A 13697-nucleotide genomic window follows, 5' to 3' on the forward strand; every position below is an offset into this window, starting at 1 on the left:
AGCCAGCGCGACCCCACCAAGACAGCAACTGACTCTGGAGACATCCGTGCAAAGTATCCTGTTCAAAAACGCGTCGGTGCTCGATCCGCATACCGCGACCGTGCACGAAGACCATCACGTTCTCGTCGAAAACGGGCTGATCAAGGAAGTGTCCGATACGCCGCTCTCCAGCGCCGCGTCGCGCGTGATCGATCTGGCAGGCAAGACGCTGATGCCCGGTCTGATCGATCTGCACGTGCATGTGATCGCCGTCCAGCTGAATCTCGCGCAGCAGATGCATATGCCGAATGTGCTCGTGACGCTGCGTTCCGTGCCGATCATGCGCGCGATGTTGCGGCGCGGTTTCACGACCGTGCGCGATGCGGGCGGCGCCGGCTTGCCGCACAAGGAGGCGGTCGAAAGCGGGCTGGCGACCGGGCCGAGGCTGTTCGTCGCGGGTCGTGCGCTCAGTCAGACCGGCGGACACGGCGACATGCGCGCGCGCTCGGACTATATCGCCGCAAGCGCGCCATGTGGATGCTGCGCGCGGGTCGGCGCGCTGGCGAGAGTCGCCGACGGCGTCGACGAAGTGCGCAAGGCCGCGCGCGAGGAATTGCAGATGGGCGCGGACCATCTGAAGATCATGGCGTCGGGCGGCGTTGCGTCGCCGACCGATCCGGTCGGCGCATACGGCTATTCGGAGGACGAAGTGCGCGCTATCGTCGAAGAAGCGCGCGCGCGTCAAACCTACGTGATGGCGCATGCGTACACCGCCGACGCCATCGCCCGGGTGGTGCGCTGGGGCGTGCGCACGATCGAACACGGCAATCTGATCGATGCGCCGACCGCGCGGCTGATGGCCGAGTCGGGCGCGTTCGTCGTGCCGACGCTGATCACATACGAAGCGCTCGCCAACGAAGGCGCGCAATACGGACTCGCGCCGGAAAGCGTCGCGAAGATCGCTGACGTGCGCGAAGCCGGGCTGAAGTCGCTCGAAATCTACCGCGATGCAGGCGTCGAAATGGGCTTTGGCTCCGATCTGCTCGGACCGTCGCAGCGTCTGCAAAGCGATGAATTCCGCTTGCGCGCGGAGGTGCTGGGCGCAGCAGCGGCGATCCGGAGCGCCACGGTGACGGGCGCGCAAGTGCTCGGATTGTCGGACCGGGCGGGGCGCATCGCGAGCGGCGCGTGGGCCGATATGATCGTCGTGGACGGCAATCCGCTCGACGATATCAACTGCCTGCTCGGCCAGGGCGAGCATATTCCGCTCGTGATGAAAGGCGGGCGTATCGAGTTCGACGAACTGCCGCACTGAGCGATCGTCCCAGCCAAAACCTCGAAGTGGCCACGATAAGTTAGCAGCCCCACATACCGATTCACCAGACGTATCGATGTGTCGTCTAGCGCACAGTTTGGACCGGCTATCGCGGTGTCAAATCGCGATAAAGCAGGAGACCAGGCAGGCAACCACGCAAAAGACCATCGCGAAGAGCCGACCACTCTTCGTCCGGACAAATCGAAGTGGATGTATCGGGGGCACAATAATGAGCTTCTTCCAGGTACTGGTAGGACAATTCGCGATCGTCGGCACCACGGGTGCGGAAGACGGACGGCGTCCGGCGGATAAATCCCGCGCCGTCGCGTTCGACGTGATCGACCGTCATGACAACGTGACCTATCTGTGTCGCGACCAGTCTTTCGATTCGGCGTGGGATTTCTGTGCGTTGCGCTTCAACGACGCGCAGGGCACCGGCCTGATCGCCGCCTGACTGTGGATTGAACCCACGCCGCGCCGGAAGCCGACGCGGCGTGCTTCATTTCAGGCCGGCGGCCAGCCTGCGGCGTGTCAGCCAGCGCACTACCAGCAGACAGCCGACTGTTACCGTCAGCGACATCACCGTCGTCATCGTGCCGAGTGCATAGATGACGGGCGTGGTGACGGACGTCGTCAGCCCTTGCAGTTCGAGCGGCAACGTATTCTGCTCGCCGATCGCCTGCGAGGTCCGCGCGATCTCGTCCCAAGACAACGTAAAGCCGAACATGCCGACGCCGATCACCGACGGGCCGATGATCGGCAGCACGACGTGTTTGAAGCTTTGCCACGGCGACGCGCCGAGATCGCGCGCGGCTTCCTCGTAAGCCGGATTGAAGCGGTTGAACACCGCGAACATCACCAGCAGCCCGAACGGCAAGGTCCACGTCAGATGCGCGCCGAGCGCCGACGTGTACAGACCCATCGACGTCGTGTAGCTGTCCGCGAAAGACTGGAAACCCCACGCGTCGGCCAGATACTTGATGCCGTTGTCGAGCAGCCGGAACGTCAGGCCGATCCCGAGCGACACGATGATCGACGGCATCACGAGACTGGCGACGCTGATATAGAACACCGCGGTATCGCCGCGAAAGCGCCGTCTGAACGCAAGCCCGGCCGCGACCGAAAACAGCACCGTCAACACCGTCACGGCGAACGCAAGCCGCACCGAGCGCCAGAACGCGCCCCAGATATCGATATCGCCGACGCCGTCGCGCAACACCGCGAACCAGTGCAGCGACACGCCGCGCATCGGAAAGGTCAGCCCGCCTTCCGGTCCCTGGAACGACAGGATGAAAATCGTGATGACCGGACCGTACAGAAACAGCACGAACAGCGCGAAGATCAGCGCGAGCCAGTAGAAGCTGGCCGGGCGCGCTTCGCGATGCAGGATTCGCGGGGTCCGCGTGCCTGAGGTTGCGCTCATGTCAAAGCTCCCGGCGAATATCGACGACGCGGATCAAGCCCCAGACCACCATCAGCACGATCGCGAGCAGCACGATTGCGTTGGCGGCGGCAGCGGGAAATTGCAGATAGCCGGTTTGCACCTGAATGATCTTGCCGACCGATGCGATCTGCTGGCCGCCCATCACGCCGACGGTCAGGAAGTCGCCCATCACGATCGTGATCACGAAGATCGAGCCGATCACGATGCCGGTTTTCGACAGCGGAAGGACCACGTCGCGAATCACCTGCCAGCCGGTCGCGCCCGCATCGCGCGCGGCTTCGAGCAGCGCGCGGTCGATACGCATCATCGCGTTGAAGATCGGCACGATCATAAAGAACGTGTACAGATGGACGAACGCCAGCACCACCGAAAAATTCGAATACAGCAGCCACTCGACCGGCGAATCGACCAGATGCGCGCCCATCAGCGCCTGATTCACGAGCCCGTTGCGGCCCAGCAGCGGCATCCACGAGATCATCCGGATCACGTTCGAGGTCCAGAACGGGATCGTGCAGACGAGGAACAGCACGGTCTGCATGCCGGTCGTGCGTACGTGGAACGCGAGGAAATACGCAATCGTGAAGCCGATCGCCAGCGTGATCGCCCAGACGATCGCGCAGAATTTGATGGTCGACAGATAGGTTTTGAACGTCACGCACATCGTCGTCATCGACGAGCAGCCGTCGAAGATCGACGCGTAGTTTTTGAAGGTGAACGCGGGGATGATCTGGTATTCGTTGAAGTCCCAGAAGCTGACGATCAGCGTGATCAGCAGCGGCACGATGAAAAATAGCGCGAACGTGACGGTCAACGGCGTGGCCTGAAGCCATGCCGACACGCGTCGGCGGCGCACCGGCGCGGTTTGCGCGGGAGAAAGATAATCGATCGATGCCATGCGGAATGTCAGTCTGTCGAGGCCAGCGTCGGGAAGGGCGCTGCCGGTACGGCGTGCCGCGTACATCAGGCAAACCGCACCGGCAAACGGTTACGTCAACATCGCGAGCGCATCAGGACGCAATGAACTCGTTCCACTTCTGAACCATGTAGATGTTCTCGTCCATCACCGCGTTCCAGCAGGCAATCGCCCCCATGCGCTGATTGTACGAACCGCCGTCACGCACGGCACCGGCCTTTTCCAGCAGTTGGCCGTCGGGCGCCTTGATGTCCTGCGCCGCCGCCTTGCCTTCGATCCAGTAATCCCATTCGTACGGCTGCATATGCGTCTTCGCGGTTTCGAGCACGCCGGAGTAGTAGCCCTGACGCATCAGATATGCGCCCGCCCAGCCGTCCTGGAACCAGTTGACGAACTCGTAGGCCGCGTCGAGCTTCTTGCCTTGCAGCGAGCGCGGAAAGCCGAAACCCGACGCCCACGAACGGTAACCTTCCTTCAGCGGCTGGAACGTGCACGCGATGCCCATCGTGCGCACCTTGGTCACGGCCGGCGACCACATCGACTGGATCACCACTTCGCCCGAGGCCATCAGGTTCACGCTTTCGTTGAAGTCCTTCCAGAACGCGCGGAACTGACCCGCCCGTTTGGCTTCGATCAGGATCTTGATGGTCTGATCGATTTCGGCCTTCGTCATGTTGCCTTTGTCGCCGTACTTCACGTGGCCCATCGCCTCGATCGCCATCGCCGCATCCATGATGCCGATCGCGGGAATGTTCAGCAGCGCGGCCTTGCCCTTGAACTGCGGATTGAGCAGTTCGGCCCAGCTCGTGATCGGACGCTTGATCAGATCCGGACGGATGCCGAGCGTGTCGGCGTTGTACGTGGTCGGGATCAGCGTCATCCATTCGGTCGGCGTGGCCGAGAACGTGGTCGAACGCGCGCCGGTCAGGAACATCACTTTCTTCGGCGCGGTGCCTTGATCGCCGATCTTCTTGCCGTTCACTTCGCCCTTGGTCAGCACCGGCGTGATCTTGTCGGCGAGCTTGATGCGCTTCGCGTCCATGCCGGCCAGCGTGCCCGCCGGAATCAGCTTTTTCAGTGCGAAGTATTCCGTATCGACGATGTCGAACGAGTTCGGCTGCGTGATGATGCGTTTGGCGACGTCGTCGGTCGTCACCGGGATGTACTGAATCTCGATGCCGGTGTCTTCCTTGAACTTCTTCGCGATATCCGCGCTTTGATTCACGGCCGTGCCGAGATAGCGCAGCGTGATCTTCTCTTGCGCGTGCACGTACGGAAAGCCCGCAATACCGGCGGCAGCGACTGCGCCCTTGACGAAGGTGCGGCGCGAGCGGCCTTTGTCCGACAGGGTCGTGTCGGCGGTTGCCGGGCTTTCGGTCGATTCATCCATCGCTTTTCTCCTCAGGTGACGTTTTTTGTGCGGCGTGGGTAATGGGGCAAGCGGTGAGCGGTCGTCGAATCAGACGGCGGCTGTGCGGTGATCCGCGCGGCGCGCGCGGGCGTTCACGCGGCCAGCGGATGCGCGTCCTGTTCGTCCCACCAGACCGTGACGCGCGCGTTCGGGCCGAAGCGTTGCGGGTCGTAGTCGGTGTCGCGCATCAGCGAGATGAGTTCGGGCGCGCCGTCGAGCGGATCGAGCGTCATCCGCAAATGCGTGCCCTGATATTCGGCTTCGCGCACGGTGCACGGAACGCCGCCGATCCGGCTCAACGCGCCGTCGCCCGCGCTGCTTTGAACTGGCGTGACGCCTTGCGGCGCGATGCGCAGATGATCGGCGCGCACGGTGAAGAGTCGTCCGTTGGCGCCGAGCACGTTATGGCCGCCCAGAAAGCGCGCGACGAATTCCGTTCGCGGCCGGTTGAAGACTTCGTGCGGCGTGCCGCTTTGTTCGATACGTCCGTGGCTCATCACGACCACCAGATCGGCGAGCGCCATCGCTTCTTCCTGCGAGTGCGTGACGTGCACGAAGGTAATGCCGAGTTCCTTCTGCCAGCGCTTCAGTTCGGCGCGCATCTGCACGCGCAGGAACGGATCGAGCGCGGACAGCGGTTCGTCGAGCAGCAGACAGCGCGGCTGGTTCAGCAGCGCGCGCGCGAGCGCGACGCGTTGCTGCTGTCCGCCGGACAGTTGCGCGGGCTTGCGTTCCGCGTACGGCGTCATCGCGACGAGTTCGAGCAGTTCGCCCGCGCGTTTGCGCCGCGCGTCTTTCGCCACGCCGCGCATCTTCAGGCTGAACGCGACGTTGTCGAGCGCGCTCAGATGCGGAAACAGCGCGTAGTTCTGGAACACCATCGCGGTGCCGCGCGCGGCGGGCTCGGCGCGCGTCACGTTGCGACCGCCGATCAGCACGTCGCCGTCGGAGACGGATTCGTGACCGGCGATCATCCGCAAGGTCGAGGTCTTGCCGCAGCCGGACGGTCCGAGCAGGCAGCAGTATTCGCCGCCTGGAATGCGAAGGTCGATGGCGAATCGACGGCGAGCGCGTCGCCGTACTGCTTCGATACGTGAACCAGTTCGATATCGGCGGCGGTCGTCTGCAGCACTGTTGAAGCCGGCTGAACCATAGGAAGCGTGTCCTCGTGGGCGGAACAATGGGAATGCGTGCAGTGCGAACTAATTGCAAGACATATGCCATCCGCACCGGTTGCGCGCCGCGTCGCTGCAAACACGCGCTCGCGCCTTGTGCAAACGAACTGGCGCACATATTGCACACGATCCGCGAGGCGAATCGTCAGCGATCCGGCGCGGCCGGTTGGGGCGATCGCGGTGCGTGTCCGGTCCGCAATGGGGCATGGCCACGCCAAACCGGTTCATTCGCGACACTGACTCACAGGCAGGCTTCCACACGATGAATGATTCGAACAGCGAACGGCAAGCGGGCGATCGCGATCGGCACAGCTTCGGTCCGCTCGCGACGCACGGCCGCTTTCCGTATCGCCCGATCACCGATAAAGACGCGTTTCGCTGGCCGGGCGATACCGGTCTCGCGGTCTATCTCGGCTTCAATATCGAACACTTTGCGTTCGGCGAAGGACTCGGCGCGGCGCTCGGCCCAGTGTCGCCGCAGCCGGACGTGCTGAATTACAGCTGGCGCGAATACGGCAATCGTGTCGGCGCGTGGCGCTGCATCGAGCTGTTCGATCAGCTCGCGTTGCCGTCGGGCACGCTGATCAATACGTCGCTCTACGATCACTGTCCGGAACTGATCGAAGCGTGCGTCGCGCGCGGCGACGAGCTGATCGCGCACGGTCACACCAACGCGCATAGGCAGAGCGATTTCGACGAAGCGGGCGAGCGCGCATTACTCCGGCATTGTCGCGAGCGGATCGCGGCGGAATCGGGATGCACGCCGTCGGGCTGGCTGTCGCCGTGGATTTCGGAGTCGCGTCTGACGCCCGATCTGCTGGCCGAAACCGGCTATCGGTACACGTTGAACTGGTGTCACGACGACCGGCCCGTCAAGATGAAAACGCGTGACGGCGACTTATGGTCGATTCCGTATCCGCAAGAGCTGAACGATCTACCGATGATCATCGGCAGGCAGATGGACGGTTGCGCGTTCGCCGACATGATCATCGATCACTTCGACGAAATGCTGGAGCAGGCGAATCGCGGCGACGCACCGCAGGCGCTGGTGATGGGCATCGCGCTGCATCCGTATCTGGTCGGCCAGCCGTATCGTCTGCGTCATCTGCGGCGTGCGCTGGCGCATATCGCCGCGGCGCGGGCAAACGGCGACGTCTGGATCACGACGCCCGGCGCGATTGCACGCCGGATGGACGAGATGGACAACACGGACGATATCGAACGGCACGCGACGACATGAGCGCACGACATCCGGCGAACGCTTCGACACCTTCTTCGGGACCCGACGTGGATATCGACGCGCGCATCTATCAATCGATCTTCGACGGCGTGTTGAACCGGCGCCTGATGCCCGGCACCAAGCTGCCCGAGCCGGAGTTGTGCCAGCTGTTCGGCACGGGCCGTGCGGTGGTGCGGCGGGTGCTCGAAAAGCTCGCGTACGACGGCATCGTCGTGTTGCGTCCGAACAAGGGCGCGGTGATCGCGGAACCGACGCTCGAAGAGACGCGCGAGATTTTCGAGGCGCGCCGTTGCGTGGAGCGGGTGCTGGTCGAGCTCGCGGTACAGCGCGCGAGCGCCGCCGACATCGCTGCGCTGCGCGAACAACTTGCCGAGGAGCATCAGGCGATGCACCGTTTCGATCAACCGTCGTGGGCGCGTCTTGCGGCCGGTTTTCATCTGCGGATCGCGGCGCTGGCAGGCAACAGCATCTTGCAGCACTATCTGACGGAACTCGTGTCGCGCTGCTCGCTGATTGTCGGCGTGTACGAGCCGACCGGCAACGCGCCTTGCGAACACGACGAGCATTCGGCTATCGTCGATTGCATGGAAGCGCGCGACGCCGCGGGCGCAGTGGCGAAGATGAGCGCGCATCTGCTCGAACTGGAAAAGCGCATCGAGGTGTCGAGCACGTCCGGCGAAAAAAGCCTCGGCCAGTTGCTCGGCATTACACCGGTCTAGGCGCCCGGCATCGACGCTTACGTCAACGCTCAATCAAGGACGGTTCATGGAAATCGACTTCACCGCGATCACCGAATATCAGCGCTACAAGCTGATGGCGAGCCTGATCGTGCCGCGCCCGATCGCACTCGTGACGACGCTCGGCGTCGACGGCACGATCAACGCCGCGCCGTTTTCGATGTTCAACATGCTGGGCGAAGAGCCGCCGATCGTCATGATCAGCATCAACCGGGTGTCGGACGGCACGCTGAAAGATACGGCGGTGAATATCGTGCGAACCGGCGAATTCGTCGTGCATCTGGCCGACGAGGCGATTGCGGAGAAGATGCACCGCTGCGGCGAGCGTCTGCCGCCCGATGTCAGCGAATTGACGGCGGTTGGACTGACGCCGGTGCCGAGCACGCACGTGAAGCCGCCGAGAATCGCCGAAGCGCCGGTTGCGTTCGAATGCACGACATGGGAGACGCTCGAAACCGACAGCCGGCAGATTTTTATCGGCCGCGTGCACAGCCTGCACGCGCGCGACGAACTGATCGATCTCGACACGTGGCGGGTGCGTCTTCAACACTATTTTCCGGTGGGCCGCTTCGGCGCGGACGAATACGTGACCACGCGCGACCGCTTCAAACTCGGATAAGTCCGACAGACAAAACCAATCGTCTGACGGCCTTACTACTTGAAGTTGTAATACCGGACGCGATACAATCGCTCCCTCATTGGGGAGTAGCCGCTCCGGACGCAAGCGCCGGAGGCCCACGTCAACATACTTGATGGATCCACGATTCATCATGGCGTGCGCAGCGACAGCCTGGCAAGACCGGTGATACGTGCTCTGCGTTCGGGTCGCAGGGGCGCGTGTCATCGCGTTTTCAGTGCGACCCGGTCCCTACAATAATGCAATCATTCCTCGTTTCCACCAGCGTGGTGGGTCTCGCCGAAATCGGCGACAAGACGCAACTGCTTTCGCTCGTCCTCGCGGCGCGCTATCGCAAACCGATTCCGATCATCCTGGGCGTTTTCGCCGCCACCATCGTCAATCACGCTGCGTCCGGCGCGCTTGGCGCATGGCTCGCGAGCATCCTGAAACCGTCGATCCTGAACTGGGCGGTGGTGGCGTCGTTTGCGTTGATGGCTGTGTGGATCCTGATTCCGGACAAGCTCGACGACGAAGAAAGCCTGCTGCCCAAGCATCCGATGGGCGTGTTCACGGCCACGGCCGTCACGTTTTTCATCGCCGAGATGGGCGATAAAACGCAGATCGTCACGATTGCGCTGGCCGCGCGCTTCCACGAGTTTTTCGGCGTGGTGGCGGGAACCACGCTCGGGATGATGCTGGCGAACGTGCCGGTGATCTATCTCGGGCACAAGTTCGCGGATCGTCTGCCGACCAAGGCCGTGCATATTCTCGCGGCGATCATTTTCGTGGTGCTGGGCGGACTGGCGTTGCGCACCGCGCTGATGCCGGCCGCGCATCCGATGTTCTGACGCGTTACGCGAACGGCAACGGCCCGTCGAACCGGCCGATATAGCTCAGATGCGATACCGCCGGTTTTCCGTCTGCCCATCGGTGCAGCATGAAAGCCGGCGGTTCCATATACGACGCCGGCGACGCATCGGCGTCGACGCGCAACGCAATCTGCGTGGTCGTGCTCGGACAGGTGATCACCGGCGTATTGCCGAGCCGCGTCTGCATCGAACGGTGCACATGTCCGGCAACGATGCGATCCACATGCGGATGCGCCGCGATTACGTCGGCGAGCGCTTCCGGTTGGCGCAAACCATACAGATCCAGATACGGAATACCGGTATCGAACGGCGGATGATGCATGGCGATCATCGCGCGCCGGTCGCGACACGCGGCGAGTTCGCGATCGAGCCACGCAAGCTGATCGACGCCGAGTTCGCCGTGATGATCGCCGGGCACCGACGTGTCGAGCGCAATCAGCCGGATCGCGCCGACGTCGCATGCGAAATGCAACGGGCCGCTGCGCGGCAACCAGGTGTGACCGGCAAACGCGTCGCGCAGCGCGTCGCGGTCGTCGTGATTGCCGGGCAGCACGATATACGGATGCGTCAGCGTCGCGAGCAGCGACTTCAGCATCGCGTATTCGGCGGGCGTGCCTTCATCGGTCAGGTCGCCGCTGACGATCACCAGATCGGGCACCGGTCGCACGTCGTTCAGCGTTTCGATTGCGCGCGCGAACATCGCGTTCGAATCCACCAGTCCTTGATACAGCTCGCCTTCCGGCCGTACGTGAAGGTCGGAAATCTGTGCGACGACGGTCATGGCTCGATCTCTCGATCAGTGAAGTCCGTGCGATGGTATCGGAGACAAAATTACGTAAGCCGACGGCTGCGGAGCCGCGCGCGGTATCGGCCGAAACCCGGTAATCTCTCGTGACGCCGGGCGTTCGCATCGGCGTTCCGAACACACTTCAACTGCAACCGGGAGCTTTCATGGCACAGGATTTATACGATATTCCGTTGAAGGGCATCGATGGCAGCGACACGTCGCTGGCCGCGTATCGCGACAAGGTGCTGCTGGTCGTCAACGTGGCGTCGAAATGCGGGCTGACGCCGCAATACGAAGCGCTGGAGCGTCTGTATCAGGACAAGCGCGAGCAGGGTCTCGAAGTACTGGGTTTCCCGGCCAATAACTTCAAAGGCCAGGAGCCGGGCACCGACAACGAGATCGTCGAATTTTGCACGACGAAGTACGACGTCCACTTCCCGATGTTCTCGAAGATTTCCGTGCTCGGCGACGACAAACACCCGCTGTATGCGCAACTGACGCACACGCAACCGGCCGCGACCGGCGAAGGTCCGTTCCGCGAGCGCCTGAAGGGCTACGGCGTCAATCCGGAAAGCCAGACCGACGTGCTGTGGAACTTCGAGAAATTCCTGATTGGCCGCGACGGCAATGTGATTGCGCGTTTCTCGCCGGACGTCACCGCCGACGATCCGCGCCTGCTCGCCGCGATCGACGAAGCGCTGGGCTGATCGCCGCCAGCGCGTCCGTATCGCAGCCGATCCGATCCATCCAGCTACCCGATCCATCCGATCCGACGAGAAGTCCGACCATGCAGTCAGAAGCAGCCAGCCACGCCAGTCACGCGAGTCCCGCCAACCGCCGCGCCGCGCGGGGCATCTTTCTGCATACCGGCTGGCGTAGCGGTGGCACATGGCTGTGGTCGCGCCTGCGCGCGGTGTCGTCGGTGTCCGCGTATTACGAGCCGTTCAGCACCTTGCTCGGCGAGTTGACGCAGGATGCCGTCGCGACCTTCAAGCCTTCCGTCGTATCGGGCCATCCGGCGCTCGACGCGCCGTATTACGACGAGTACCGGCCGCTGATCGACGCGGGCGGCTGCGGTGTGAGCGGGTATCACAAAAGCTTCGGCACCGATCGATTCGGCGCGTCGCCGGATGCCGGTTTTCCCGCGCTGCGTGCGTATCTGCAAGGTCTTGCCGACCACGCGCAGCACACCGGCCGCGCGCCGGCCTACAAGTTTTGCCGCTCGCAAGGGCGCATGCCGTGGTTGCGCAGCGCGTTTCCGGACGATCTGCATGTGTGGGTCTGGCGCAATCCGGCGTCGCAATTCGCGTCCGGCTGGATGCTGAAGCAGCAATGGCAGAACGCGTTTTTCGTCGCCGCGCCGTTTCGCGTGCTCGGTCTGAACCGCGACGAACCGGTCGTGCAGAAGGTGATCGAGATGTGCGGCGTGACCTTGCCGCCGGGCGCGCCGACGTCGGTGGAAAGCTATGCTGCGCTATGCGATCAGTACGCGCGTACGGTCGAAGGTTTGCAGGCGTATCGCGCGTTTCTCGCGCTGTGGGTGTTGTGCGCGTCACGTCTGACCGACGATATTGAACTCACCGTCGATATGGATCGCGTCGGTCGTATCCCCGAATATGCGGGCGAATTGCGCGAGCAGTTTCGCGTGCATGCCGAGGTGTCGCCGGACTTCAGCGGCGCGCGCAATCTGGTCGGCGAAGCGGCGCATCTGGCGGACCGCGTGAAGGGAATCGATGGTGGCGCGCTGCGTCCGGTTCATTCGTCCGCGCAGAAATTCATCCAGTCGCAAGCGACGGATTCGCAGAAGCAACTGGTCGAAACTGTCCGCGAAAAACTGATTCTCGCCAGCGAAATCTCGGCGTCGTGGCGTTAACGCCGACGCGGCGAATGTTGCCGAAGTGCGGTGATTTACAATTCCGGTTTCACGCTCGTTCGAGCGCTCGCCTGACTGGAATAACTAAAAAATGATTGTGCGGAAAGCAGAGTGGATCTGCGTAGCGGTGGCGGTGGTATCGGTGGTGGCGTTCGGGGGTTGGCTGCAAGGCGAATTGCGCCGTGCCGCCGAACTGCGCACCGCACAAAACGCCGGCGCTAACGGCGTAGCCGCCGGTGTCGGCGCGGCCGTAGGCGTGGGCGCTGTCGTCGGCAACTGTCCGGGCACCACCGCTCCCGATTCTTCGCATGTCCAGCAACGCACGATGTGGTGCGGCGCGATCGGCCCGCACACCTGAACTGACTCTCCCGCACGTTCGCTATCGATGCAACGCGCGTCACACCACCGGCCGCAGCAAGCCTGCGGTCTCCTGCAACACCGGCAACACTCTTGCCAGCGCCGCATTCGCGGATTCCTGGCCGATCGGCATGCTGACACTGATCGCGCCGAGGAACGTGCCTTTGTGATTGCGCAACGGCACCGCGACACCGCGAAACCCCGCTTCCAGCTGTTCCTCCGACAGCGCATAACCGTTCTGCCGCACCACGTCGATCCGGCCGCGCAATAGCGCCTTGTCGGTGATGGTGTGCGGCGTGAACGCCTTCGGCTCGTAGCGTTCGAGAAAGCCGTCGATCCATTCCGCCGGTTGATGCGCGAGCAACACCATCCCAGCCGACGACAACGGCGCAGGCGCGCGCGAACCGAGCACGAAGCCGACCGCCAGCACCCGCGTCGCGCCGTTGCGCGCGACGTAGACCACGTCGTCGCCATCGAGCACGGCCAGCAGCGCATTTTCCTGCACGGCGGCCGTGATCCGTTGCAAGAACGGTTGAACGACGCGCGGCAATCGCGCCGATGCGAAGTACGCGGTGCCGACCCGCAACACGCGCGGCGCGAGCCAGAAGAGCTTGCCGTCGGTTTCCGCGTAGCCGGCCTCGGCGAGCGTCAGCAGATAGCGCCGCGCGGCGGTCCGCGTCAGCCCGGTCAACGCCGCGACGTTGGCGGGATTCAGGCGGGGATGGTCTTCATCGAACGCTTCAATCACGGCCAATGCCTTGGTCGCGCCTGCAATGCGGTCTTTATCGTTCACCTTACTGCTCCGTAAAAACCCGACTTGAGGGCGAAGTTCGCGCACGGTGCGCGAATAGCGCCCATTTTAGGTGAGCACGGATTGTCCCGCATCAAGTGAACGGGTAATTTCAATGCCACGGAACAACGCTGGGTGGATGCGATCCGGCCGCCAGCGTTAGGGATCCTTCGAATAAGGGAAACCCA

The 13697-nt window shown here is 63.1% G+C and carries 14 protein-coding genes, 1 pseudogene and 1 riboswitch; of the genes and pseudogenes, 9 read left to right on the forward strand and 6 right to left on the reverse strand.

What is annotated here, in order from left to right; genetic code table 11:
* Positions 1-46 precede the first annotated feature (46 nt).
* Positions 47-1294: an amidohydrolase family protein gene (locus PW947_RS09820; protein WP_299631261.1), complete on the forward strand. Its 1248-nt coding sequence runs from the start codon at positions 47-49 to the stop codon at positions 1292-1294.
* A 229-nt stretch (positions 1295-1523) separates the two neighbouring features.
* The gene (locus PW947_RS09825) at positions 1524-1748 is read left to right on the forward strand and encodes a hypothetical protein (protein WP_299631262.1); all 225 of its coding nucleotides are present in this window, start codon (positions 1524-1526) and stop codon (positions 1746-1748) included.
* 45 nt (positions 1749-1793) lie between these two features.
* Here the strand turns inward: PW947_RS09825 and PW947_RS09830 are convergent, their stop codons facing one another.
* The 4 genes and pseudogenes from PW947_RS09830 to PW947_RS09845 all read right to left on the reverse strand — a co-directional run bounded on the left by PW947_RS09830 (position 1794) and on the right by PW947_RS09845 (position 6215).
* Entirely contained in the window at positions 1794-2717 is a 924-nt protein-coding gene (locus PW947_RS09830; RefSeq protein WP_299631263.1) for an ABC transporter permease, read from the reverse strand.
* 1 nt (position 2718) lies between these two features.
* Entirely contained in the window at positions 2719-3633 is a 915-nt protein-coding gene (locus PW947_RS09835; protein WP_299631264.1) for an ABC transporter permease, read from the reverse strand.
* Between the two features lie 112 nt (positions 3634-3745).
* Positions 3746-5041, reverse strand: a complete 1296-nt coding sequence (locus PW947_RS09840; protein WP_299631266.1) for a PotD/PotF family extracellular solute-binding protein — start codon at positions 5039-5041, stop codon at positions 3746-3748.
* A gap of 113 nt (positions 5042-5154) precedes the next feature.
* A pseudogene (locus tag PW947_RS09845) lies at positions 5155-6215 on the reverse strand (ABC transporter ATP-binding protein).
* A 284-nt stretch (positions 6216-6499) separates the two neighbouring features.
* On the opposite strand from PW947_RS09845, the gene PW947_RS09850 reads away from it, so the two are divergent.
* The 4 genes from PW947_RS09850 to PW947_RS09865 all read left to right on the forward strand — a co-directional run bounded on the left by PW947_RS09850 (position 6500) and on the right by PW947_RS09865 (position 9681).
* The gene (locus tag PW947_RS09850) at positions 6500-7477 is read left to right on the forward strand and encodes a polysaccharide deacetylase family protein (protein WP_299631268.1); all 978 of its coding nucleotides are present in this window, start codon (positions 6500-6502) and stop codon (positions 7475-7477) included.
* Entirely contained in the window at positions 7474-8196 is a 723-nt protein-coding gene (locus PW947_RS09855; RefSeq protein WP_299631270.1) for a GntR family transcriptional regulator, read from the forward strand. The genes PW947_RS09850 and PW947_RS09855 overlap by 4 nt, the downstream gene beginning before the upstream one ends.
* A gap of 46 nt (positions 8197-8242) precedes the next feature.
* Positions 8243-8833, forward strand: a complete 591-nt coding sequence (locus PW947_RS09860; RefSeq protein ID WP_299631271.1) for a flavin reductase family protein — start codon at positions 8243-8245, stop codon at positions 8831-8833.
* Between the two features lie 69 nt (positions 8834-8902).
* A riboswitch (yybP-ykoY riboswitch) is annotated at positions 8903-9084 on the forward strand.
* A 3-nt stretch (positions 9085-9087) separates the two neighbouring features.
* Positions 9088-9681 (forward strand): TMEM165/GDT1 family protein, encoded by a 594-nt coding sequence (locus tag PW947_RS09865; RefSeq protein ID WP_299631598.1) that lies wholly within the window; start codon positions 9088-9090, stop codon positions 9679-9681.
* Positions 9682-9685: 4 nt separating this feature from the next.
* On the opposite strand, the gene PW947_RS09870 is transcribed toward PW947_RS09865, so the two are convergent.
* On the reverse strand, positions 9686-10483 hold the full coding sequence (locus PW947_RS09870; protein ID WP_299631273.1) for a phosphodiesterase: 798 nt from the start codon (positions 10481-10483) through the stop codon (positions 9686-9688).
* A 170-nt stretch (positions 10484-10653) separates the two neighbouring features.
* On the opposite strand from PW947_RS09870, the gene PW947_RS09875 reads away from it, so the two are divergent.
* From PW947_RS09875 to PW947_RS09885, 3 genes are all read left to right on the forward strand, one after another.
* The gene (locus PW947_RS09875) at positions 10654-11196 is read left to right on the forward strand and encodes a glutathione peroxidase (RefSeq protein WP_299631274.1); all 543 of its coding nucleotides are present in this window, start codon (positions 10654-10656) and stop codon (positions 11194-11196) included.
* Between the two features lie 80 nt (positions 11197-11276).
* Positions 11277-12362: a hypothetical protein gene (locus tag PW947_RS09880; RefSeq protein WP_299631275.1), complete on the forward strand. Its 1086-nt coding sequence runs from the start codon at positions 11277-11279 to the stop codon at positions 12360-12362.
* Positions 12363-12453: 91 nt separating this feature from the next.
* Positions 12454-12720 carry a hypothetical protein gene (locus PW947_RS09885; RefSeq protein ID WP_299631276.1) on the forward strand — a complete coding sequence of 89 codons (267 nt, stop codon included), beginning with the start codon at positions 12454-12456 and terminating at the stop codon, positions 12718-12720.
* A 39-nt stretch (positions 12721-12759) separates the two neighbouring features.
* Here the strand turns inward: PW947_RS09885 and PW947_RS09890 are convergent, their stop codons facing one another.
* A complete protein-coding gene (locus PW947_RS09890; protein WP_299631278.1) occupies positions 12760-13512 on the reverse strand; it encodes an IclR family transcriptional regulator C-terminal domain-containing protein in 753 nt (250 codons plus the stop codon).
* Positions 13513-13697: the final 185 nt, after the last annotated feature.

Origin of the sequence: Paraburkholderia sp., from assembly GCF_028283785.1 — a bacterium.
In the GTDB taxonomy this organism is placed as follows: domain Bacteria; phylum Pseudomonadota; class Gammaproteobacteria; order Burkholderiales; family Burkholderiaceae; genus Paraburkholderia.